Consider the following 21,560-nt stretch of genomic DNA (forward strand, 5'->3'; position numbering starts at 1 on the left):
GTGGTACCGACGGGGTCACATCCACCACGCGTCTAGCCGCAACCACGTCATAGCCGAACTAGATGCTGGCCGTGGCCCCTGCATGCTGTGGTCTGCCTCCGTGGACGAGCTTCGCAGCCGTCTGCCGGCCACTACGCGCCACTGGGATGCCGCAATCCTCGCCCAAGGCCTGGAGGCGGAATGGATCGCCCGTTGGCGCCCCCAACTCTGGAACCAGCGCCTTGAACCCACTGTGGCCGGCTTCACCGATGGCCAATACATGCTAGTCCCCTGAGTGGTCAGTACACACAGATACAAGTTAAACAGAATAGGAAAATCATGATCACAGGGCCCCTCAAGAGCCGCATCGACAGCCTCTGGACCGACTTCTGGACCGGCGGCATCACCAACCCGCTGACGGTGATCGAGCAGATCACCTTCCTGATGTACAGCCGCTTGCTGGACATGAAGGAGCGCGCCGACGAGAAGCGCGCATCGCTCACAAACCAGCCTTTCTCCCGCCGCTTTGGTGACGACGAGCAGGACTGCCGCTGGGAAACCTGGCGCCACTACGGCAGCGAGAAGATGCTGCCCCAGGTGCGCGACCGCGTGTTCCCGCACTTCCGCCGCCTGGCTGAGCGCAGTACCGGCGCCAACAGCATGTTTGCGTCCTTCATGAAGGACGCGCAGCTGATGATTCAGAAGGAGACCCTGCTCACCAAGGCCGTGGCGGCCGTGGGCGACCTGCCCCTGGAGCGCGGCGACACCAAGGGTGACCTCTACGAGTACCTGCTCAGCAAGCTCACCACCGCCGGCATCAACGGCCAGTTCCGCACACCGCGGCACATCATCCGCCTGATGGTGGAGCTGATGCAGCCCCAGCCCACCGATCGCATCTGCGACCCCTCCTGCGGCACAGCCGGCTTCTTGGTCGAGGCCTATGACTACCTGCTGCGCGAGCACACCAGCGAGGCGGGCAAGCATGTGGAGCTGGTGGACGGTGAGGAGCACATCACCTACAGCGGCGACATGCTCGTTCAAGAAGGCCACCGCGCGCATGTGGACAGCGACATGTTCCATGCCTACGATTTCGACGCCACCATGCTGCGCATTGCCAGCATGAACCTGGTGATGCACGGCGTAGGCGAGCCCGATGTGCACTACCAGGACACGCTGAGCCAGAGTTTCGAGGAGCGCCACCCCAAGGGTTCCAAGGGCGCCTTTGACCTCGTACTGGCCAACCCACCGTTTAAGGGCAGCTTGGACGAGCAGGACGTCGCACCGGACCTGCTGCGCGTCGTCAAGACCAAGAAGACCGAACTGCTGTTTATCGCACTCATCCTGCGCATGCTGAAGGTTGGCGGCCGCAGCGCCACCATCGTGCCCGACGGTGTGCTGTTCGGTTCCAGCAAGGCCCATGTGCAGTTGCGCCAGCACCTGATTGAGAACAACCAGTTGGAGGCAGTGATCTCGTTGCCTTCTGGCGTTTTCAAGCCCTATGCAGGTGTCTCCACCGCCATCATCATCTTTGCCAAGGGTGGCAAGACTGAGAAAGTTTTCTTCTACGACGTGCAGTCGGACGGACGCACCTTAGATGATAAACGGACGGAAATTGGCGATGGCAAGGGCGACCTCCCAGATGTGCTGGCGAAGTATCGAGAATGGTGCGTGGGAACGGGAAACTTCAACGATCGCACCGCAAAGGCATTTCAGATCGCTTCCGATGACATCCGATCTGAGGGCTTTGACCTTTCGATCAATCGATACAGACAGCGCGTCCACGAGAACCAACAGCACCAAGCTCCAAGAGAACTGCTGAACAAGCTGCGCCTATTGGAGGCTGAGATCCAGTCCGATATCGACGCCCTGGAAGGTTTGATTTGATGTCAACTACCGTCCAGTCGTTTGTACTGCCTGTACTGAACGCAGATCCGGCAGTGATGTTTGGTGAAGCTGAGTTCGCCTACGTTGACATCGCAGCCGTCGATCGAGGTCAGCGAAAAATCGTGACTCCTCAGGTGTTGACTCCCGATGCCGCACCCAGTCGCGCTCGCCAAGTGCTTGCAGCAGGGGATGTAATTGTGTCCACGGTGCGGCCAAACCTGAACACAGTTGCGCTAGTCCCAGATACTCTGGACGGAGCGATTGCATCGACCGGATTTTGCGTACTTCGGCCAAACCAGGAGCGGTTGGACAAACGCTTCCTCTTCCATTGGATTTCGTCCGAATCGACCGTACGGCGACTTGTCCAGCAAGCTACAGGGGCGACCTATCCAGCTGTTTCTGACAGGGTGATCAAGTCGCAACCTTTCTCCCCGCCTGGTCTTGTTGAGCAGCAGCGCATTGCCCTAATCCTCGACAAGGCCGACAGCCTACGCAGCAAGCGCCAAGAAGCTATCAGGCTGGCGGATGAGTTTCTCAGAGCGACGTTCGTCGACTTGTTTGGTGACCCAGTCACCAACTCTCAAGGATGGCCCACCCAGCCGCTGGAATCACTCGGCACATTGGATCGAGGCGTATCGAAGCATCGTCCACGCAACGATCCAAGCCTTCTTGGTGGCGACTACCCGCTCATTCAAACGGGCGATGTTGCCAACTGCGACGGCTACATTCGCACCTTCACAAGCACCTACTCCGATAAGGGGCTGAGGCAGAGCAAGCTATGGCCGACAGGAACGCTGTGCATCACCATCGCCGCCAACATCGCGAAGACAGGGATCTTGCTGTTCCCGGCCTGCTTTCCCGACAGCGTCGTTGGCTTCAGCGCGGCAGACCGCCCGACCGTCGAGTACGTTCGGTTTTGGCTTTCCTTCCTGCAGCAAACACTGGAAGCCAACGCACCGGCGTCTGCGCAGAAGAACATCAACCTTGCCATCTTGCGCGAGCTTCAGATTCCGGTGCCACCCAGAGACCGGGTAGAACGGTTCGCTGCTGCAGTCGACAAGGTTGAAGCGATTCGCAAGGCGCAACGTTTGGCGCTCGATGAGGGGCAAAAGCTAAATCGGGCGCTGGAGCAAGCGTTGCTGAACTCCTTACTTTGAAGAAGCAATGACATCCATCATCAAGTCCCTGACCCTGTCGAACTTCAAGGGATTCTCCAACGAAGTCCGCATAGAGCTTCGTCCCATCACCATGCTCTTTGGTGCCAACAGCGCAGGGAAGAGCAGCGTGCTTCAGGCTCTGCACTATGTTGGCGAGATCCTTGAGCGGCAGAACGTCAATGCTGATCGGACCCTGCAAGGCGGCGAGGCAATAGACCTTGGCGGGTTCCTGAGCCTCGTCCATGGCCACGATGATCAAAAGCAGATCGAGATCGCCATTGAGATGGAGCTTGGCGCGAGCTCCATTCCGGAGCTCGTACCCGATGCGTTCGAAGACTGGCAGACCAGCGACAAAGATGTCTGGTGGATGTATGAAACCCTCCAGAACATCCGACGTGAAGTACAGACCGTGGGCGTTCGGCTGCGGGTCGGGTGGAACGGGCAGCGCGAACAACCCGTTGTGCAGGGCTATGAAATCGACGCAAACGGCGAGTGGTGCCTCAAGATTGCTGCGAGCGCTGACGGTCGCGATGCACAGATGCGCATCAATCATGCCAATTCCATTTTCATGGTGGAGGGGCCGGATGGCGATCAGTTGCTATCGGAGTTGGAAAACTTCGTAAGCGCCGAGGATCTTGGCAAGACAGATGGCGAACAAAGCGCCAAACAGCCGAATACGCCACCCGGCAAAGTTTCTGTTCTGTCGTCTGTATTCGACATGGTCAAAGAGGCCGGCATGGAACGCCCGGGAGATGGCTTACGTGCCTGGCTCACTGGGTTCCGTGGGGCGTTACCGCGCCTGGATCAAATGCTCTACATCCCTGCTCCAGGTGCAAGGGGTGCGCAGAACGTTTACATGGTGCGCGAGTTCACCGCGTTCCTGTCGTGGCTCACGGTCGGCCCCGCCTTGCTCTTGCGAGATCAGTTGCGCCAGATGCGCTACATCGGACCGCTGCGACGCATTCCTCCGCGCGGCTTTGATGTGTCGCTCACCAAGAGCGACTCGGCTTGGTCCGATGGCATGGCAGCCTGGGAGACGCTTGTGACCGGTAGCCAGGACCTCGTGGAGCGTGTGAGCGAGTGGATGCAGTCACCCGCCAAGCTGGGCACGGGCTACGCCGTTACCCGCAGGGCCTACCAGGAGTTCAATCCAAATCAGCCCGTGCCGCAGCCCATAGGCCCCATCCGCAAGCGCGCGCAACTGGTGGACGGTGCTGGGCTGACCTTGCAGCCGCAAGACGTGGGCGTCGGCATTTCTCAGGTGCTGCCGGTGGTCGTGGCGGCACAAGACGGCTCGGCCAGCGTGGTCTGCATCGAGCAGCCCGAGTTGCACATCCACCCTGCCGTGCAGGTTGGACTGGGCGACCTGTTCATCGACGGTGCGATGAACCAAGGGCTGTCGTTCCTCATCGAGACGCACAGCGAGCACTTGGTGATGAGGCTCCAGCGACGGATGCGCGAACAAGCTGCAGGAGAACTACCCGATGGCGCAACACGGATCAAGCCGGACGACGTCAGCTTCGTCTATTTGGACCGGAGCGATGAAGGTACGGTCACGGCTTGCCAAATCGGCTTAACGGCTGATGGAAAGTTTGACTCCCCTTGGCCGCAGGGTTTCTTTTCAGAGCGAGCAGTGGAAGTCCTGCCGGCCGCCATGCGGGCCAAGTTGGAGGCTGCACGTCGCGGGGAACCCAAGTGATTTACGAGTACGCCGTTGATCCGTCTCTGTTGGCTTCTTGGGTCATCGCCAATGACGTGGGGTTGGCACCGCAGTTCGGCCTAGATCATCGACGTGTCGTTGCGGACTTCCCGAGCAACTGGGACGGTTTTGCGACCGGCGCGTTGCTTGAGAAGTTTGGGTGGGATGCTAGTGACCCCGATTACCTTGATGCTAGAAATCGGCTGGATGCGCTGCTTGCGTCCATGCGACCAAGAGTGAATCGAGGCCAGGTAGCTGACAGGGCCCCTTGGGTGAGTCAAGCTGTGGAAGCACACGGCATAGAACCCTTCCATGCCATCCTGACTAGCGACGCGATTCCAGGACATGACGCAGTCATTACTCCTGCAGTGGTCCAGGACCTTCGGAATGAACGCTGGTATCTTCCGACCATTGATGTAACAACCAAGACTGCGGAGGCGCTAGCCACTCAACTGGCACCATTCCTCCGAGCAGCCTCCAAGATTGTTCTTGTGGATCCCTATTTTAGGGCGGAGAAAGCGGGCTATCCAGAAGTGCTGGGCATGCTTGTTCAGCGAGCCTTGGACTTGAGATCCCCAGGCCGCCCTCGGCCAGAGATAACCGTGATGACCGGCGTTGGCGATCGTGAACAACCGGCGGCGGGCATCTCGTTGGAGGAGCAACTGCGCCGTGTGGCAGACGATCGCTGTAGAAAGGCCAAGCAGCACCTTGGCGCTAATCTACCGAAAGGCATTGCCGTCAAGTTCGTATGCATCGCACAGTTCGAGGGTGGAGATCAAGTCCACAACCGCTTCCTTCTCACCGATGTTGGCGGGGCAATCATTCCCTACGGAGCGCAAGAACTTGGTGAACGCGTTTTTGACGACATCACGCCAATGTACGCGGGGCAGTACCGGACTCGTTGGCGTCAGTATGTCAAGGGCGATGGGCTTTCGGTAGTCGGCGAGGTCGTGCTCGTCGAAGGGGGAAAAGACTGACGCACCGTTGGTGGATTTGCTTTATCGGTAACTAGATTCGGGAGGAGGGTGAGAATGGCAGCGAAGACTGCACGCTTTCAAGTTGATTCGAGGTTGGCCCGGCTGCTCAGCCAGGAATACCCATCAACCGAGAAAGCCCTGAAAGAGCTCGTCGACAACGCATGGGATGCAGACGCTGAGAACGTTTCGATCTCGCTGCCTGCGCCAATGACAGACTCGCCCATCGTCATTGCCGATGACGGCACAGGCATGACCCGAGCGGAGCTGGAATCGCACTACCTGGCCATCGCCCGCGACCGTCGCGAACACCGCGGTGAACGGACTGCTGGCAAACAGCGTCTGGTCAAAGGGCGCAAGGGCATCGGGAAGTTCGCTGGCCTGATGGCGGCGGCTGAGATGACACTTGAAACCCGAACGCGGGGAACCCTCAGCCGCTTCACGCTGCGGCTGAAGGATCTCGCCGACGTTGAAGACATCGAGCATCTGCCCATTCAGATAGATACCGAGCCGTGCGAGCCCGAAATGCACGGCACGACCATCATACTCCGCTCCTTGCATGGCGAGTTGACATTCCCTGATGCCGGCAAGATGCGGCAAGTGCTCATTTTCGAGTACGGGCGAGCGGCCGACTTCTCCGTTCATGTTGATGGGAAGCTGCTTGGCGTCGATGATGTCGCAGGTAGCTACACCGACGAGAGCTTGGAGGTCGCTGGGGTAGGCCCAGTTCAACTTCGATTTGCAATTGCTGACGAACGGTCGGCGCAACGGCAAGCCGGCATCGTCTTGCGTGTTGACGGCAAGGTGGTTGGAAAGCCATCTTTCTTTGGTTTGGACGAGCGAGAGGACTTCCCTCAGAAACTGAAATCCAAGCTCTACGGCGAGGTTCAGGCTGACGGCCTACGCGAACATGTCACGGCTGGCTGGGACAGTGTGATCGAGAACAGCAACCTGCTTGCGGCTGTCACCGAGCAGATACAGCCCATCTTGATCGCTGCGTACAAAGAGCGATACAGCCGCGAAATCCAACTGGCACAAGCGCGAATCAATCGGGCCATCAAAGACCGGTTGGCGGCCATGCCGGAGCATCGGCGCGAGTTCGCAGACAAGGCTGTGCGTCGCATCCTTGAGCGCTTCTATGGTGAGGAGCCAGGAAAGCTGGAGCAGTATGTTCATGTGCTGCTGGATGCGATGGAGCATGCAGAGTACGGTGCCGTCCTGTCGCACATACACGATGCAGCCCGAAAGGATGTTGCGACCATCTCTGCGGCTCTCGACGAATTTGGTATGGCCGACATGGCCATCCTGGTGACCCAAGCCAAGGCACGCATGCAGTTTCTCGATGAACTGGAGGCCTTGGCCCGCAACCCCGAGACGCGTGAAAGCGAGATGCATAAGGCCATTGAACGCAATCTTTGGATCCTTGGCATCACCTACACCCTGTTCCGTTCGAATCAGACGCTCAAACGCACCATAGAGGATGCGCTTGGTCGAAAGTACGAGGGAGCAAAGGCTGCTGACCGCCCAGACCTTTTGCTCAATGAAGACTTGCATGGCTCGTGCCTTCTGATCGAGTTTAAGCGCCCGTCACACGGGCTGAATCACGATGACTACATCCAAGCGATCAGCTACCGACATGAGCTGGCCAAACATATGGCCAAGCCGATCAGGGTGCTGCTCATGGGGGGCCGACGTTCATCCGACTTCCCTTCATCTCAGAGGGAAGCCGAGGTTGAAGCCGTCACGTTTCTTGACGTCATCGCTTCAGCCCGTCGTGCCATCGAATGGCAGCTATCCGTGCAGCGATAGCTACTCGGGACCGGCGCCTTCGCATATCTGAGGCGGTGATCAATGTGGGGCGCCGGCGAACTACCCCTATTCCCGCGTTTGAAGGGTTTGCATCCGGGGGGCGCAACATATTGAAACATTTGACATGATGATGGCAATCAAGGATTAGTCATCAGGGAGAAAAAATGACAAACATCCAGGTTTTGATGCTCGGCGCGATGATCTGTGCCGCTATCGTCGTCGCAGCGTTCGTGCTGAGGAGGAACAGACCCGACTCATCTGCACGCGAGCACTCAACCGCCGTGTCCGGCGCAGAGACAACTCGAGTCACCGCATTGCCCGCAAAGGTTGAGGTCGAGGCGACCCACGAACTTCTGATTGGCAGCGACCCCAGTCAACCTGCACTGCGCATTGCTCCGCTGATGGATGAGCAACGCTTTGCCAAAGCCTTGCCAGCCCAGCTCCAAGGAAGCGTTGCGGGGCGGCTGAACTCTGTTCTGCAAGCGGCTCCAGCACTTCTGACAAAAAATGAGCTAAGCAGTGGTCGCAAGTACATGGAGGTGGTCATCAATGGCGACCTCGTGCGGTCCAGCACAGGAGAAGGTTACCGAGCCTTCTCCATGGGCGCCAAAGGCATCAAGGAAAACGCCGTCCTGCTCGACCCAAGTCGCCTTACAAGCATCGTCAATGCCGGCGCGGTTTGGCAGGTCGCCTCGGTGATCGTTGCTCAGAAGCACCTAGCGGACATCAGTTCTAAGCTGGACACCATAACCAAGGGCATCGATCGCATTCAAGCGTCCCTGTCTGCGGCGCGACAAGGCGTCATCGTCGGCACCCATAACTACCTGCGGCAGGCCACCGAGGCAATCCGCGCGGACGAATTGCCCGAAGCGTTGAGAAATCAACTGGAAACCTGTGAGCGCGAGCTGCTTGCGGCCTACGAGCACTTGGTTGCAGAGTTCAGAGCGCGAGCCTCTGAGGACGTGAAGCACACCGAGACAGTGGGCACCGAGCAGCTGACCGCAGACCTAAAGGCCAAGCATAAGAGTCTTGAAGCACTGGCTGACGAAATCTCACTCTGCCTCCAGACCCGCGTTCTAGCCTGGTATGTCTGGTCGGTCTACCCAGGTGAGCCCAGCTTCAAAGCGGCACGTAAGAGCAGCATTGAGGAAGGCATCGGTGAGCTCAGCAAGCTGAACGCCATGCGCAATCAGGCGCTTGACACCGATCTGGCAAAAGTGAAGGCGTTCTTCAACTTGGGCTCCACCTTGTACGAGCGCAAGGAATCTATCCGTCAGCAATCTGTGATCACGGGGATGGTTCTGGAGCAGCATCACAAAGCCAGTAACGACGTGCTCAATCGTTCTGCCAACCTGCTCCTCAAGCACGACCGCTCAGTGTCATTTGTCGTGGCGCTAGAAAACGGTCGCCTTGGCGAGGTTCGGATGCTGGAGGTGATTTGATGGGTATAAATCTTCAGAAACATAAAAATTCTTATCATGTAATGGCCATGGTTTGTTGGCAACATCAAAGCAAGTCTTTGTTTTTGTTGAGAAAACATCGTCTTCTAGGCTTGGTCCGGATCTGGCATGTCTGTTGTGGCAACCAGGAGAAGACGATGCCACAACAACTTCAGCCCCGAGAAACGACATTTGAAGTCCCACTCACTCAGCATGCTCGCAAGCGGATGCAGCAACGCGGCCTGAGTGACATCGACATTCAAACCGTCATCCAATTTGGTCGAAAGGTCAAAATCAAAGCCGCGCAGCACCATGTCATGGGTCGCCGAGAGGTTAAGCACTTTGCACCCTTGGGCTTCAACTTCTCCGCACTGCAAGACGTGCATGTGGTGGTCGCCGCAGACGGGCGGGTGATTACTGCTTACAAGAATGCCGACTTCAAAAGCATCCGCCACCAGGCAGGTTGTGCCAGGCATCGCCCTCAGAATTGACATCAGTAAACAGGAGAGTACCCATGGGTTGGGCCAGCTACGAAGAAGACATCGCAAGTCGCTTTCATCAAGCGACAGTCATTCGAAACAAAGAACATGACGCTCTGCTGCATACAAAGGCGGCGCCGGCCACGAAGCTGAAGGCATTCGCCATACCGCAGCCTCGTCCCTTGCCGGTCATAGTGCTGGCCGACGTGAGCGGCAGCATGTCCGAGGACGGCAAGATCGACATCCTTAACAACGCCCTCAAAAGTATGATTTTGAGCTTCGGCGAGGAGTCCAAGCTGCGGGCAGAGATACAAGTCGGGTTGATCACATTCGGCGGCGAAGCAGCCAAAGAGCACCTCCCCTTGGTGGCTGCAGATCGAATTGCCGGCGTGGAGGCCTTTCGCGCACAAGGACGTACCCCAATGGGGAGCGCGTTTGAAATGGCCCGTCAACTCCTGGAAGACAAAGAGAAAGTCCCTGCACGCTCTTATCGGCCTGTGCTGGTTTTGGTCTCTGATGGCGCGCCCACAGACGATTGGGAAGAGCCACTGGCCGCGCTGAAGGGCAGCGAGCGGGCGCAAAAAGCAAGCCGCTTTGCGATGGCTATTGGGGCTGACGCCGACCGAGCCATGCTGGGCCAGTTTGTCAATGACCGCGAAACCTCCGTATTCGAGGCCGATGGTGCCCGCGACATCGTGAAGTTCTTTAAGGCCGTGACGATGAGTGTGGTCGCTCGTTCAACCAGCACAAGCCCAGACCAGCCCTTGGCTTTGGACTTGGGCAGCGATCTCTCTGATGACCTTGACCTGGACGCGCTGTAAGTGTTGCGGGCAGTTGGGGCATCAGTCACAGGCCCAGGGCATTTGCAGGCATGCCAGCCCAGCCAAGACGCACTAAGTGTGCGCGGGTGGCGGGGCGGATGGATCGCGGCAGTCGCTGACGGCTTGGGCAGCAAGCCATTCAGTGGAGTCGGCTCAAGGTTGGCAGTACAGAGCGCACAAGCGGTGTTTCGTGGAATTGATGCTTGGAAGCTGCCGGACCGGGACGTGGTGAGGGCCATCTATCAACGCTGGTTGGCGCGCGTGGATTCACCTGAGCCTGCGGCTTACGCCACCACGCTACTCGTGGCCGCGTGTGATGCACACGGGGCGGTTCGCTACCTGCAGATGGGCGACGGGCTGATCGTAGCCAAGAGCCAGGGCACCGTTCGGGCCATCACACCAGAACGCACTGGGTTTGGCAACCAGACACAGGCGCTTGGCGTGGATCAATCGTGGTCCGCTTGGACGACAGGCTCGGTGCAGTTGCGCCACCCGAGAGACTTCGTGCTGTTGATGACCGATGGCGTGTCCGATGACATTGACGCCCATCGGATCGGAGGGTTTGCCGAAGCTGTTTATCGGGAAGTGGCTGCACGTACCCGCAGAGGCGCTCGCGCGTGGTTGAAGCATGAGATGACCCATTGGGCGACTCCGGGTCACACAGACGACAAGACGATGTCAATGATTTTCAGAGGTTAACTGTCATGGCAGACACGGCGAAGTTGGGGGGCACCAGGGCTGGGCAGAAAGCGCAGTCTGTGCAGGACGACCTCGGGCGCATCCATGTGCTTGAGAAGAAGATTGCCGAAGGCGGTCAAGGGGCTGTCGTCACCATCAAGGGTCAACCGAGATGGCTCGTCAAGCTGTGCAAGTGGCCGAGCGCGGACCCGCGCGCCAAGGTCTGGGCAGAGCAAATCGCTGCTGTGAAGCGCTTGCCGATCGAAGACTTTGACCTGCCTTTTGCGATGCCCAAGGCTTTGGTCTTGAAGCCCAGAGTGGGCTACTTGATGGAGCTGATGGACGGGTTGGTGCCCCTGGAAGACTTGCTGATTGAGGCTCAAAATGCCATGCTGGAAGGGCGTGGACTGGATGGGTTCCTAACGTCCGGTGGCTTGAAGCGAAGGTTGGCTGTGCTGGCACGGCTGGCGCGTGTGCTGGCCAAGCTCCATGGACTGGGCCTGGCTCATGGTGATCTCTCACCGAAGAACGTATTCGTATCCCAGTCGGTGGAGCATGCCCAGGTCTGGTTGATCGACTGTGACAACCTGACCTACGCGGTTCGCGACAGCACCCTGCAGCTCTACACCCCTGACTACGGCGCACCGGAGTTGGTTCGAGAGGATGCTGGCATCAGCACCTACACCGACATCTGGAGCTTTGCGGTGATCGCGTTCCAGTTGCTGTCGTTGCTCCACCCGTTCAAGAGCGGCGACATGGTGGACGCAGATCCAGAGCTGGAGTCAGCTGCTCTGCGCGGAGAGCTGCCATGGATAGATCACCCGGCAGATACACGGAACAGCACAGCGTTGGGACTCAGCCGGTCTACCGTCTGTACCCCGGAGTTGACCCAACTTTTTGACCGCTGCTTCCGAGGCGGTGTAAAGACACCCGAGGCTCGACCATTAATGACGGAGTGGGCTGAAGCATTTGAATCTGCCCTTGCCCAGCAGACTGTTTGCGAGTCAAGCGCTGGCGGTTGTGGGAATTCAATCCTCTGGTCAGACACAGGTGAGTGCCCATTTTGTGAGAGCTCCGCTTCATCTCAGCAAGCGATTCGCTTGCATCACTTCGTGTTCTGCCCCCTGGATCAACTGCCCGAGGGCAGTGTGAACAAGGATCGTTGGATCAAATCTGAACGTTATCAAGTTGTAGGACAGCAGCCGGTTCAGCTGCGCAATGCCTCACCCGGCTCTGCCAGTTATGAGGACAGCGCCGTCATTGCAGAAATGGTGCTCAAGGGCCATGAGCTTTGCATCACGCCCACTGGTGAGAAAGCGCTCTATCTGCAAATGGCAGGCCACAAGTCGCCGACACGAATCAAAGGGCGCGTCAACTTGCCTCCTCGTGAACTCGCTCATGCGCTGCATGTCGGCGAGTTGAAAGACATGCACGACGCATGGAACTTCAAATGGTGAGCGTGAGATGAAACTCAACGAAACGCCATTTCTCACCTCAGAACTTTTGATGGCGCGTGTCAAACAGCGCGACTTCAAGACAAAAGACTGGCGACGCCATGAAGAGGTGACTGTCAGGGCGCAAGGCGATCAAGTGTTACTCCGACAAGATGATCGGACCGTCGAGTTGGATCTGGTTCCTGAGTCTGGGGCGTTGCTTCAGTACGCCTTGAGCAACACCGCTCTGTGGCATCTGGACACCCTGAAAGCAGACTTTGTGTATCTCCGCGTTGTTCCGGCTCAGAACATCTTGGACGAATGCAGCATGGCGTTTATCGTCGATGTTCGAACCGCCGAAAGCTTGAAGATCCTGCGGGTTGTCGACACCACGGATGTGAGGGATTCGATCGTATGGCTACAGGATGAGTTCTTGTGTGACGTGCCTGGCAGTTCAAATGTGCGTGCATTCATGCCGATGCGTGATCGCCCAGACGAGCGACGCTTTCAGTTGTTGGGCCGTAAACACGTCCTTGACCTGAGCAAAGATGCTCAGGGAATGTTGTGGGTCGAAAAGGTTTCGACCAGAAAGATCAGCACAGACATTGCCTGGGTTCTCGCCGAAGGTGAGATTCGATTCATCGACCAGGCTCAGGGGGTCGAGTGCATCAACGAAAACAGCACAGGGAGGCTTGAGACCGTCACGAGCACCTTTGGTACCTACTTGGACCTCTGGAAAACGTATGGCGAGCGCGAGTGGCAACGCACCGTCAAACGAGCAGCAAGCATTCAGGCCTTGGCCTACACCCGATGTGAGCCGCTCAGCGATGAAGGAGGTGGATGGCGCCTACTGGGTGACCCCGAAGCAATGCAGGCCATGGCTCGCCGATGGCGGGAGCTCGCAGAAGACGACGACCAGATTGAGATCGCGGACGAAGCGCCTGACTGGAACTCCGGGCATTACAACGACCTGGCTGCGAGTACCCAGCCTCGGCGAAGCCCCATGAGGGCGAAGCCAAAGTGGCGAGACGGCGAACTTTTGCTGGAACTGGAGAGTGCAGACGCTCCGCCTTCTCGGGGGTACGTTTACCTGTCGGTGACAGGAGACCGCACACAGCAGTCACGCAGAATCAAGGCGCGGCAGTTCATCGAATCTGGTCGCGGTGTACCAGGTCTGAGGGCACTGCTTCAGGATCAGCCCATACCAATGGTCAGGCCATCCAGGCTCCCGGCCCTCACGACCTATGCGCGCGCATGCTTCCGGTCAGGTCGCCCGACAGACAAGCAGGAGGAGGCCATCCGGGTGGCATTGAATACGCCAGATGTTGCATTGATCATCGGCCCACCGGGAACGGGCAAGACCCAGGTGATTGCAGCCCTTGAGCGACGTTTGTCGGAGTTGAACGAGATTCAGTCGATTGCACAAGACGTTCTCATCTCCAGCTTTCAGCACGATGCAGTAGAGAACGCGCTCGAGCGGACCGACGTGTATGGCTTGCCCGCCATCAAAGTGGGCAAGGGACGAGATCTCAGTCGATCAGATTCAGTTGAAGGGTGGCGCAAGGCCAAGTCGGAACAAGTCCAGCAGCACCTGAACGCACTTCTTGCTTCCAACCCTGCGGTGGGCCTGTTGCGCGACCTCGGCAAGTCGATCAACGACCTCTTGATGCTGGGTTGTCCACCCGAGCACCGAGCCGAGTCATTCGCTCGTGTCACCTCAATGGTTAAGGACTTGGGCGCTGTGGCACGCATCCGAGTGCCTTCCGCATGGATGGACCGATGGGAGGAGGCAACGGACTTCACGGGCAGTCTGCGCGTGAGTTTTCCCGCAATTGGCGTGGATGCCGAACGTTGGAGAGGTCTGCGAAGAGCCGTTCGAGCCATTCGGGTGACACCGGAGGGAGCGGCTGACGACGGTCGGGCTCGATTGATGAACGTGCGAGTTAGGCTCAGCGCCCTCACTGGAATGCTTGATGAGCAAGACCTGCAAGCGCTAGACAAAGCCTGCGCGACAGAGGTGTTTCCCAATGAAATGCTCCCCTCTTTGGTGGAGATGAAGTCTCGACTTCTTGATCGTTTGGCAAACGATGCGAGAACCCATGAAGAGCGTCTTCAGTTATCAGATACCTTGAAAACACTTCTCAAGGAGTTGCAGGACTTCATCCAGGAGAAAGTGATTTCCACCCCCCATGGTCGTGCCGCAGTCTTGGAGAAGTATGTCGATGCCTTGGCCAGCAGCCCGAACAGAGTGCGCAGCGCCGTGGCGCAATACAGCAGCATCGTGGGCGCAACTTGCCAGCAGTCTGCCAGCCGCCAGATGGCTTTGCTGAAAGATGGGCGTGAAGACAGCCTGGATTCCTTGCGATTCTCCAGCGTCATCATTGACGAGGCTGCGAGAGCCAACCCCATGGATCTGTTTGTACCGATGGCATTGGCCAAGCGTCGAGTGGTGTTGGTGGGTGACCCACGGCAGTTACCCCACCTGTTGGATGCAGACATTGAGGAAGAGATCACGGCCGAAAGAGGCGAGCAGATCAGCAGCGACGTCTACAAGAAGAGCCTTTTCGAACGACTCTGGCGACAGTTTCAGAAGCGGGAGGCTTCGGATGGCTTCTCACGCGTCGTCATGTTGGACACCCAATTCCGTATGCACCCACGATTGGGTGACTTTGTCAGCAGGCAGTTCTATGAGCGACCTGGGCTTGGCCGGGTGAAGTCGGGGCTGCTGGAATCTGACTTCATGGACGATGTCCCTGGGCTGGGCCGAGCTGTCTGCTCATGGATTCATGTGCCCCATTCAAGGGGGCCTGAAGAACGCAAGGGGTCAAGTCGTCTTAGGGAGGTTGAGGCCATCAGAGTTGCCGAGGAGGTTTCACGGCTGATGGAAACATTGCCACCTGAAATGAGCGTTGGTGTGATCACGTTCTATGCGGCACAACGAGATGCCATCAATGAAGCCTTGTCTGCACCCAGGCATCGCATCACAGAGAGGGCTGAGACAGGATGGATCATCAAGCCATCAATGGCCGCGAATGCGGTGTGCACCGAGCGGCTCCGAATTGGCACAGTCGATGCCTTCCAAGGGAAGGAATTCGATGTGGTGCTGCTGTCAACGGTGCGAAGCAACACAGTGAAGTTGGCTGCACCTGTCGACGACGGTGACGAATCACAGCGTGAAGCCTTTGAGAAACAAGCCAGCGCCAAGTTTGGCCACCTTCGCTCTTCCAATCGCTTGAACGTGGCCATGAGTCGTCAACGTCGGTACTTACTTGCTGTGGGTGACGCTGACATGTATCGCGGCGATGTGGCGATGAAGGCCGTGCCAGAGATGTGCGATTTCCTCGAACTGTGTGAAGCGGAGTCCAGACGTGTCAGCTGAGATTTATCTGCAGTGGGGACGCCCGGTTCGAAAGAACGCAACGCCAATCCTCTGGCCCTTGGATGTTTTCTCGGTTTTGGCTCCTCAAAGCAGCCATCACATCAATGTCTTTCAAGAGGCTGTCCTCGGTCTACTGGCGACGGGCGTGCGCGATTTGAGTGAGCTGGCTTCAAACCTTGAGTTGGATCGAGATTTGATTGCGTTCATCATCTCGCAGGAGCTGCAACCCAGGGGCTGGGTCGATGTTGGGCAGCGAATCACGGAACGAGGCCTCGATGCATTGACTGGCGAGGAGGCCGAATCTTCCTTGACTGTCGCGTATGCGTTCAGGGATGCCATTTCAGGCCGCCTGCTCCCCAGGTTTGCGCGAAGCTTGGAGGAAGTTCGACCCACGTCAAGCAGCTCAAGGGACCGCCCCGAGTTCGTCGATGATCGGGGTACCGGTCATGTGCGAAAACCATATCGTTTGCCGTTTCGCGCACACGACCCGGTGCCCGATCTGCAGTCTTTGCAAACGGCGTGGAGAGACTTTCGCCGAGATATTCGCGCAGCCGCTGTTGACGAGGAGGATTGGGTGGCGTACTCCGATCAGTCATTGGAACTGCTCGACACGCCGCCTAAGAGGGCTTGGGCTGTCTGCGAAATCTATGCGCCAGAGAGGGACCTGCACCCGTGGCTGGTGTCCGATCCATGGCGATTGACGCCCGCCTTGCGTCCCCTACGTGAAGCATTGATCCCCGCCCTGAGCAGAGAGCCCTATTTAGCAAAGAAGGTCATCGACCTGCTTCGTCAAGATGAGGCCGACCTGGCTGGTGCGACACCAGCGGACCGGTTAGCGCAGCTGGATTTGCTTGCAAAAGCGCGGGCAATGCAAGAGGCACCCAATTTGACCAAGCCGGAGCACGAGATGATGCAAGAGTACTTGCTTCGAGTGATTCGGCTGCAAGAAAGCATCGCTGCAGCATCCAGTCCGTACCAAGAGGAGTTGGCCAATTTGGCCAACCAGTGCGGCTCACTTTTAGAGGCCACGTTGAAGTGGATGCTGGGTCGCTGGCGAGTAGAGACACGGGACTGGCCATATCACTGGCAACGCAGAGAACTCCAGCAGTTGCTTCAGTCGTTGCCTCTGGCAAAGCCACTCACGCAACCGTCTGTTGATGCACTCAGCGGGCAAGCAGCGAAGCAGGTCAGGCTTGCAGGAAAGGACAGAGATCGCCCATTCAAAGCTTTGATGGTGGCAGCGCTCTTGTCCACATATGTGCACATCGATCACCCGTTGCGTGCGGTCTCCGACGACGGCCTGGATTGGGCACTGATGGACCTGCGAAACGACAGCAGCCACGCAACGAATCATCGCCTCGAGAAGGACGAGGTACTGCGACTGACGCAGTCAGCCCTGAACTGGTTCCGTCAATTTGAAAGCTATCTTTAAGAAGTACAGACATGGGAAAGAAGAATCGGCTCCCTCCCCAAAGCAAGCCAACGGGGCAAGCAGCACCTCCGCCAGTCCTCAGCAAGCTGTTTGCAACAACACTGCAGGCCGCTCCATTGCTGGACATCCCTGCTCCTGATTGGAATGAGCAAGAAGTCAGGGAGCTGTGGACTGGTGCGCCTCCGGAAGTGCAGCAGCGCCTCGGCGCCTTCATCGAACAGTTTGCAAGCTTCGGAACTCTGCTCAAGAATAGACTGCACGGTTTAGACGAGCAGAGGACGGCGATCGAAGCAGAGCGTCAGTCTTTGGTGCAAGAACGTGAAGAACTGAGCGCGCAGAGAAGCGACCTGTCCGAGGAACAACTGAAGCAAGGGGAACTGAGATCGGCATTTCAAGATGAGCAGGCGCAGCTCGAGGCCAAGCAGTCTGAGCTGCTGCGTAAGGAGCAGGCACTGCTAGTGCAGGAGGCAGCTCTGCGTGGTGGACTCGTCTCAGAGCGAGAGGAAGCACTCAAGTTGCTTCGAGAGCAGATTGGTCTCCTCGAAGATAAGCGTGATCGTCTGGCTGTCGAGATGCAGGCCCAACGCGAGCAGATCTTGATCCGAGCAAGAGCGGATGCTGCAGCACTGATTGAGGTGGCGAGCGCTCGCACTTTGATGCTTCAGGAGGAGGCGGTTGAGCAAGCCAGGCGGTCCGCAGAGCTGGACAAACGTGAGGAGCGCCTCAAGATGAACGAGGAGCTGCTCAGGGTGGGGCGGTCCGTGGCGGTGGAGGCTGTTCAGGAGGAACTCGAGCTGGTTCAACGCGCAGCGAAGGAACGCGAAACTCGCCTTCAGCAAAGGCTAGACAGAAAGTCTGAGGAGCTTGATCGATTGCAGGCGGAGCTTGATGAGCTGGAAGACCTGCGCTCCAGCGCTGGCGGAGATCCCCGCGCGCTCCTGGACGAGTTGGAGAAACTGCGCAGTGAATGCAGAGAGAAGGATCGTGAACTGCAAGATGCGCACATGCGCTTGACTAGCGATGATCCTGCCGAGCTGAAAGCTCAGAGGGACTTGTATCTCAACAAGATTCGCGAGCTCGATGCTGAGCTGGTGGCTTTGAGGTCACAAGAAAGCAATTGGCGCCGAAGCGTGACGGAAAGAGAAGACTGGGAACGGGCCAAGGCCGCCATGGAGCGCAGTCGTGCTGTTCTGCACGAGCAGAACGATCGCCTTCGTCGTGACGTCGAGAGCCTGCTGGACAAGCGTGAGGGCGAGAGTGCATTCCCTGCCTTGATGCTCATGGACCGAGACATGGCCGTCGATGCTCACACCGATCCTGTGCCCAAGCTACCGCAACTGGTTTCAGAGCTGCGTTCACGTATTGCGTACAGCGGCGGAGATGGCAAGGTGCTCCAGTACAGCACCGAAGACATCCAAATTTTCTTGGGTGGCTTGGCGATGAGTCACTTGCACATCTTGCAGGGCATCAGTGGCACAGGCAAGACGAGTCTGGCGATGGCCTTTGCAAAGGCCGTCGGGGGGCATTGCACCACCGTTGCCGTACAGGCTGGTTGGCGTGATCGAAACGACTTGCTTGGGTACTACAACGCGTTCGAGAAGAAGTACTACGAGAAGAACACGCTCCAGGCCTTGTACCGAGCACAGATGCCCCAGTGGAAGGATCGCTTCAACATCGTTCTGCTGGATGAGATGAACCTGTCTCGGCCAGAGCAGTACTTTGCTGACTTCCTGTCTGCTTTGGAGATGAACGAGCCTGATCGATGGATCAACTTGATGGACTCTCCCGCGGGAGGCATGGTGCCCGCGCTTCTGCGAGGTGGGCGAGACATCCTCGTTCCGCCAAACGTGTGGTTCATTGGCACAGCCAACCAGGATGAGACCACGAATAGCTTTGCGGACAAGACGCATGACCGCGCCTTCGTCATGGAGTTGCATAAGTTTGATGGCGAGGATGCAACGCTGAAGCGGCCTGAATCCCCTGCTCAATGGAGCGTGTCCAGCCTCAAGAAGAGCTTCAGCAAAGCGGTCGAAGTTTGGAAGCCCCAGGTAGAGAACCTACTGCAGTTCATCAACGCTAGTGAACTGACTAGCCTGTTGTCAAAACAATGGCATTTGGGATGGGGTAATCGTTTCGAGGCTCAGTTCAAGCGGTTCGTGCCGGTCGTTCTGGAATCCGGCGGCAGCGAGTCAGTTGCGGTCGACCACATGCTGCACAGTCGCATGTTCCGCGATGGCAAAGTTGTCGGGCGTCATGACATGGGCCCCGACGATCTCCGCACAATTGAAGATGCGCTGCATCTGCTTTGGGAAGAGTGCGAACTGGAGGGTGAGCCTGCAAGGTGTGTCGACGCACTAGGCCGTGACCGCAGGCGCATGGAGCGTGGTGGATGAGGGCTTTCGATCTCGTGACAGGTTGCGAGACGGATCTTCCGCGCGAAGTGGATTCGGGGCGCTATCGCATTCTGGTCGATGCCACACTCAACGACAGCATCCAACTCAAGGCCGGTGACATCCTCTGGACCCCTGGCACTGGCCGTTGTGATCTGCAGGCTCGCAAGGGTGACGTCGCCGAAAGCCATGTTTTTTTAGGTTTTGCGTCTGAGCAAGACGCCGATCAGGACCTCGTGGTCAGAGCGGTGCAAGCCGTTGTTGACGAGCTTGATGAACATGGCCTGACTGATAGGCCGTCCCCAGTGATGCCTGGGAAGCTCAAAGAGCAAGCTGAGCTGACCGAACTCGAGAAGAGACTGGCCAAGGACATGCCGCATCTCTTCAACATCGAGCGCTCGCCTCGCATGAGCATGCGCTACGACGCGGAACTCACCCCGACATCGCGAGCCAGAAGACTTGCAAGCGGGGCTCTCGTGAGACTGGCTTCCCACTCTGATGATTGGAACAGACGAGACTTCAAGGGCGTGAGTCCCAGACGCCTGCTGGCTGAGGTAAGTGAGGACGAGCTTTATATCTATGAGAACGTTGTCTACGCACGTCTCTTGGACAGGCTGTACATCCACCTGAATCAAAGAGTACGCAGCCTTCGTACCTTGGAAGCCAGGCGGACTGACGCAGCTGCGATCGCCAATGCTGAGGAACTTGATCACCGTCTTCGGTACCGTTTGTGCGCGCTTTGGGGTACAGCCTACTCAACTGATGCGCAATCCAAGAGCGCCGGTTCGGATGTGCTTTCAGAGTTATCCACCCTCATGAAGAAGATCATGAGGCTGCGACTTGGCCGCTTGTATCAAGCCATTCCCAGCGGCTCGCGTGTACCGCAGGTCCTCCGCACAACCAACGTTCTGCTGCATGACCAGAATTACAAGCGGCTGCGACCGCTGTGGTCCATGGCCCATGCCGTGGGCAGTGATCAAGCTCGAACTGCAAAGATGAAGATTGAAGCTGCTGAAGGGCGATATCAGCAGTTCAGACGCTATGTAAGCTTGCTGATCCAGCACGCGCTGTCTTCGTCAAAGCTGCTGAAACCAGGAAGAGGGCACGCCGAGTACAGATTTGGTCAGTGGTCGCTTACCCTCGCTGAATCGGCGAGAGGCGAGTTCCTACTCCACTTGAAGTCCGGCGCCCTTGATGTAGAGCGTCGTTTGACTTTTGCGCCGGTATGGCGAGGCCAAGGTCAGTGGCCCCTGGATGGAAGTGAACGACAAGTCATGTTCTGCTACGCACCGCCATCGGCTACTGAAGATGCGTCTCAGTGGGGTACAGGTGAGGATGCAGTTCTTAACCCGTTGCAGTTCTATTCTGTTGAGAGAGTGAAGGCTCGCATCGAGGCATGGCTCATTTCACGGCTCGCATCCGTGTATCCGATGGTCGTTTCCCCTTGGCCGCACGCATCTGCACAAGCGCTGTGCTCCGCTTTCCCGGGCACGTTCTCAGCTGAGGGGTGTGGGCTTCGCGTGCTCAAGCCCGTAGCCGATCAGGATCAGGCACGACTGCGATCGCTCATTCAATCTGCCGGGGCAAGCGAGGTTGGCATCTCGAGCATGTGGTTGGCACTCCAGGCTGCTGAACTGGTGGCCACCTGCAAGGTCTGTGGTGACGTTGTGACTTCCCGTGGTGTTCAGGCTGACCGCAAGGGATTCAAAGCGGTGTGTGTATGTGGCTTCAGTTGGAAATGGCGGTTCGATGCCGCGACCAAGGAGCGCCAAGGAAGCTACGCATACGGAGATGCGCCTCGCCCGTTCGAGGTCATTGGTTCCGATGAGTTTCGGCTTTCTTTGTAACGTTTCTTATGTTTCGCAAATTTTGTTGTGTCTTGTCGTTCATATTCGGCTGTAAGTTATTGATTTAACTGGGCTGATGGCTCTCAACGTGGTGGTACGCATCTCGCAGTTGTTTGAAGTGTTCGGCATCTGAGTTCAGGTTCCGGACCTTCAGCAACTC

14 protein-coding genes are annotated in these 21,560 nt (G+C 57.6%); all 14 read left to right on the plus strand.

Annotated features, from left to right (window positions below):
• Positions 1-318 precede the first annotated feature (318 nt).
• The 14 genes from HA630_RS16505 (at position 319) to HA630_RS16570 (ending at position 21,400) form a co-directional block, all read left to right on the plus strand.
• Positions 319-1,863, plus strand: a complete 1,545-nt coding sequence (locus HA630_RS16505; RefSeq protein ID WP_166836070.1) for a class I SAM-dependent DNA methyltransferase — start codon at positions 319-321, stop codon at positions 1,861-1,863.
• On the plus strand, positions 1,863-3,020 hold the full coding sequence (locus HA630_RS16510; RefSeq protein WP_166836072.1) for a restriction endonuclease subunit S: 1,158 nt from the start codon (positions 1,863-1,865) through the stop codon (positions 3,018-3,020). The genes HA630_RS16505 and HA630_RS16510 overlap by 1 nt, the downstream gene beginning before the upstream one ends.
• Before the next feature lie 7 nt (positions 3,021-3,027).
• Entirely contained in the window at positions 3,028-4,719 is a 1,692-nt protein-coding gene (locus tag HA630_RS16515; RefSeq protein ID WP_166836073.1) for an AAA family ATPase, read from the plus strand.
• Complete coding sequence (locus HA630_RS16520; RefSeq protein ID WP_166836075.1) at positions 4,716-5,696, plus strand: hypothetical protein; 981 nt, start codon at positions 4,716-4,718, stop codon at positions 5,694-5,696. Before HA630_RS16515 ends, HA630_RS16520 begins: the two co-directional genes overlap by 4 nt.
• Before the next feature lie 54 nt (positions 5,697-5,750).
• Positions 5,751-7,502, plus strand: a complete 1,752-nt coding sequence (locus HA630_RS16525) for an ATP-binding protein (protein WP_166836076.1) — start codon at positions 5,751-5,753, stop codon at positions 7,500-7,502.
• Positions 7,503-7,666: 164 nt separating this feature from the next.
• Entirely contained in the window at positions 7,667-8,944 is a 1,278-nt protein-coding gene (locus tag HA630_RS16530; RefSeq protein ID WP_166836077.1) for a hypothetical protein, read from the plus strand.
• Between the two features lie 155 nt (positions 8,945-9,099).
• Positions 9,100-9,432: a DUF4258 domain-containing protein gene (locus HA630_RS16535; protein ID WP_166836079.1), complete on the plus strand. Its 333-nt coding sequence runs from the start codon at positions 9,100-9,102 to the stop codon at positions 9,430-9,432.
• A gap of 23 nt (positions 9,433-9,455) precedes the next feature.
• Entirely contained in the window at positions 9,456-10,241 is a 786-nt protein-coding gene (locus tag HA630_RS16540; RefSeq protein ID WP_166836080.1) for a VWA domain-containing protein, read from the plus strand.
• Positions 10,242-10,940 carry a PP2C family serine/threonine-protein phosphatase gene (locus HA630_RS16545; protein ID WP_371809269.1) on the plus strand — a complete coding sequence of 233 codons (699 nt, stop codon included), beginning with the start codon at positions 10,242-10,244 and terminating at the stop codon, positions 10,938-10,940.
• 59 nt (positions 10,941-10,999) lie between these two features.
• A complete protein-coding gene (locus tag HA630_RS16550) occupies positions 11,000-12,376 on the plus strand; it encodes a protein kinase domain-containing protein (protein ID WP_371809270.1) in 1,377 nt (458 codons plus the stop codon).
• A gap of 7 nt (positions 12,377-12,383) precedes the next feature.
• Positions 12,384-15,731 carry a DEAD/DEAH box helicase gene (locus HA630_RS16555; protein ID WP_166836086.1) on the plus strand — a complete coding sequence of 1,116 codons (3,348 nt, stop codon included), beginning with the start codon at positions 12,384-12,386 and terminating at the stop codon, positions 15,729-15,731.
• On the plus strand, positions 15,721-17,163 hold the full coding sequence (locus tag HA630_RS16560) for a hypothetical protein (RefSeq protein WP_166836088.1): 1,443 nt from the start codon (positions 15,721-15,723) through the stop codon (positions 17,161-17,163). Before HA630_RS16555 ends, HA630_RS16560 begins: the two co-directional genes overlap by 11 nt.
• Before the next feature lie 11 nt (positions 17,164-17,174).
• Positions 17,175-19,556 carry an AAA family ATPase gene (locus HA630_RS16565; RefSeq protein ID WP_243855493.1) on the plus strand — a complete coding sequence of 794 codons (2,382 nt, stop codon included), beginning with the start codon at positions 17,175-17,177 and terminating at the stop codon, positions 19,554-19,556.
• Entirely contained in the window at positions 19,553-21,400 is a 1,848-nt protein-coding gene (locus HA630_RS16570; protein ID WP_166836090.1) for a hypothetical protein, read from the plus strand. The genes HA630_RS16565 and HA630_RS16570 overlap by 4 nt, the downstream gene beginning before the upstream one ends.
• The last annotated feature ends 160 nt before the right edge of the window (positions 21,401-21,560 follow it).

The sequence above is a fragment of the Aquabacterium sp. A08 genome (assembly GCF_011742065.1).

Excerpts from the sequence above, each read along its gene's own strand:
- HA630_RS16525 (WP_166836076.1), top strand. The coding sequence starts at position 5,751 with ATGGCAGCGAAGACTGCACGCTTTCAAGTTGATTCGAGGTTGGCCCGG.
- HA630_RS16570 (WP_166836090.1), top strand. The coding sequence starts at position 19,553 with ATGAGGGCTTTCGATCTCGTGACAGGTTGCGAGACGGATCTTCCGCGC.
- HA630_RS16530 (WP_166836077.1), top strand. The coding sequence starts at position 7,667 with ATGACAAACATCCAGGTTTTGATGCTCGGCGCGATGATCTGTGCCGCT.
- HA630_RS16535 (WP_166836079.1), top strand. The coding sequence starts at position 9,100 with ATGCCACAACAACTTCAGCCCCGAGAAACGACATTTGAAGTCCCACTC.
- HA630_RS16510 (WP_166836072.1), top strand. The coding sequence starts at position 1,863 with ATGTCAACTACCGTCCAGTCGTTTGTACTGCCTGTACTGAACGCAGAT.
- HA630_RS16555 (WP_166836086.1), top strand. The coding sequence starts at position 12,384 with ATGAAACTCAACGAAACGCCATTTCTCACCTCAGAACTTTTGATGGCG.
- HA630_RS16565 (WP_243855493.1), top strand. The coding sequence starts at position 17,175 with ATGGGAAAGAAGAATCGGCTCCCTCCCCAAAGCAAGCCAACGGGGCAA.
- HA630_RS16515 (WP_166836073.1), top strand. The coding sequence starts at position 3,028 with ATGACATCCATCATCAAGTCCCTGACCCTGTCGAACTTCAAGGGATTC.
- HA630_RS16540 (WP_166836080.1), top strand. The coding sequence starts at position 9,456 with ATGGGTTGGGCCAGCTACGAAGAAGACATCGCAAGTCGCTTTCATCAA.
- HA630_RS16505 (WP_166836070.1), top strand. The coding sequence starts at position 319 with ATGATCACAGGGCCCCTCAAGAGCCGCATCGACAGCCTCTGGACCGAC.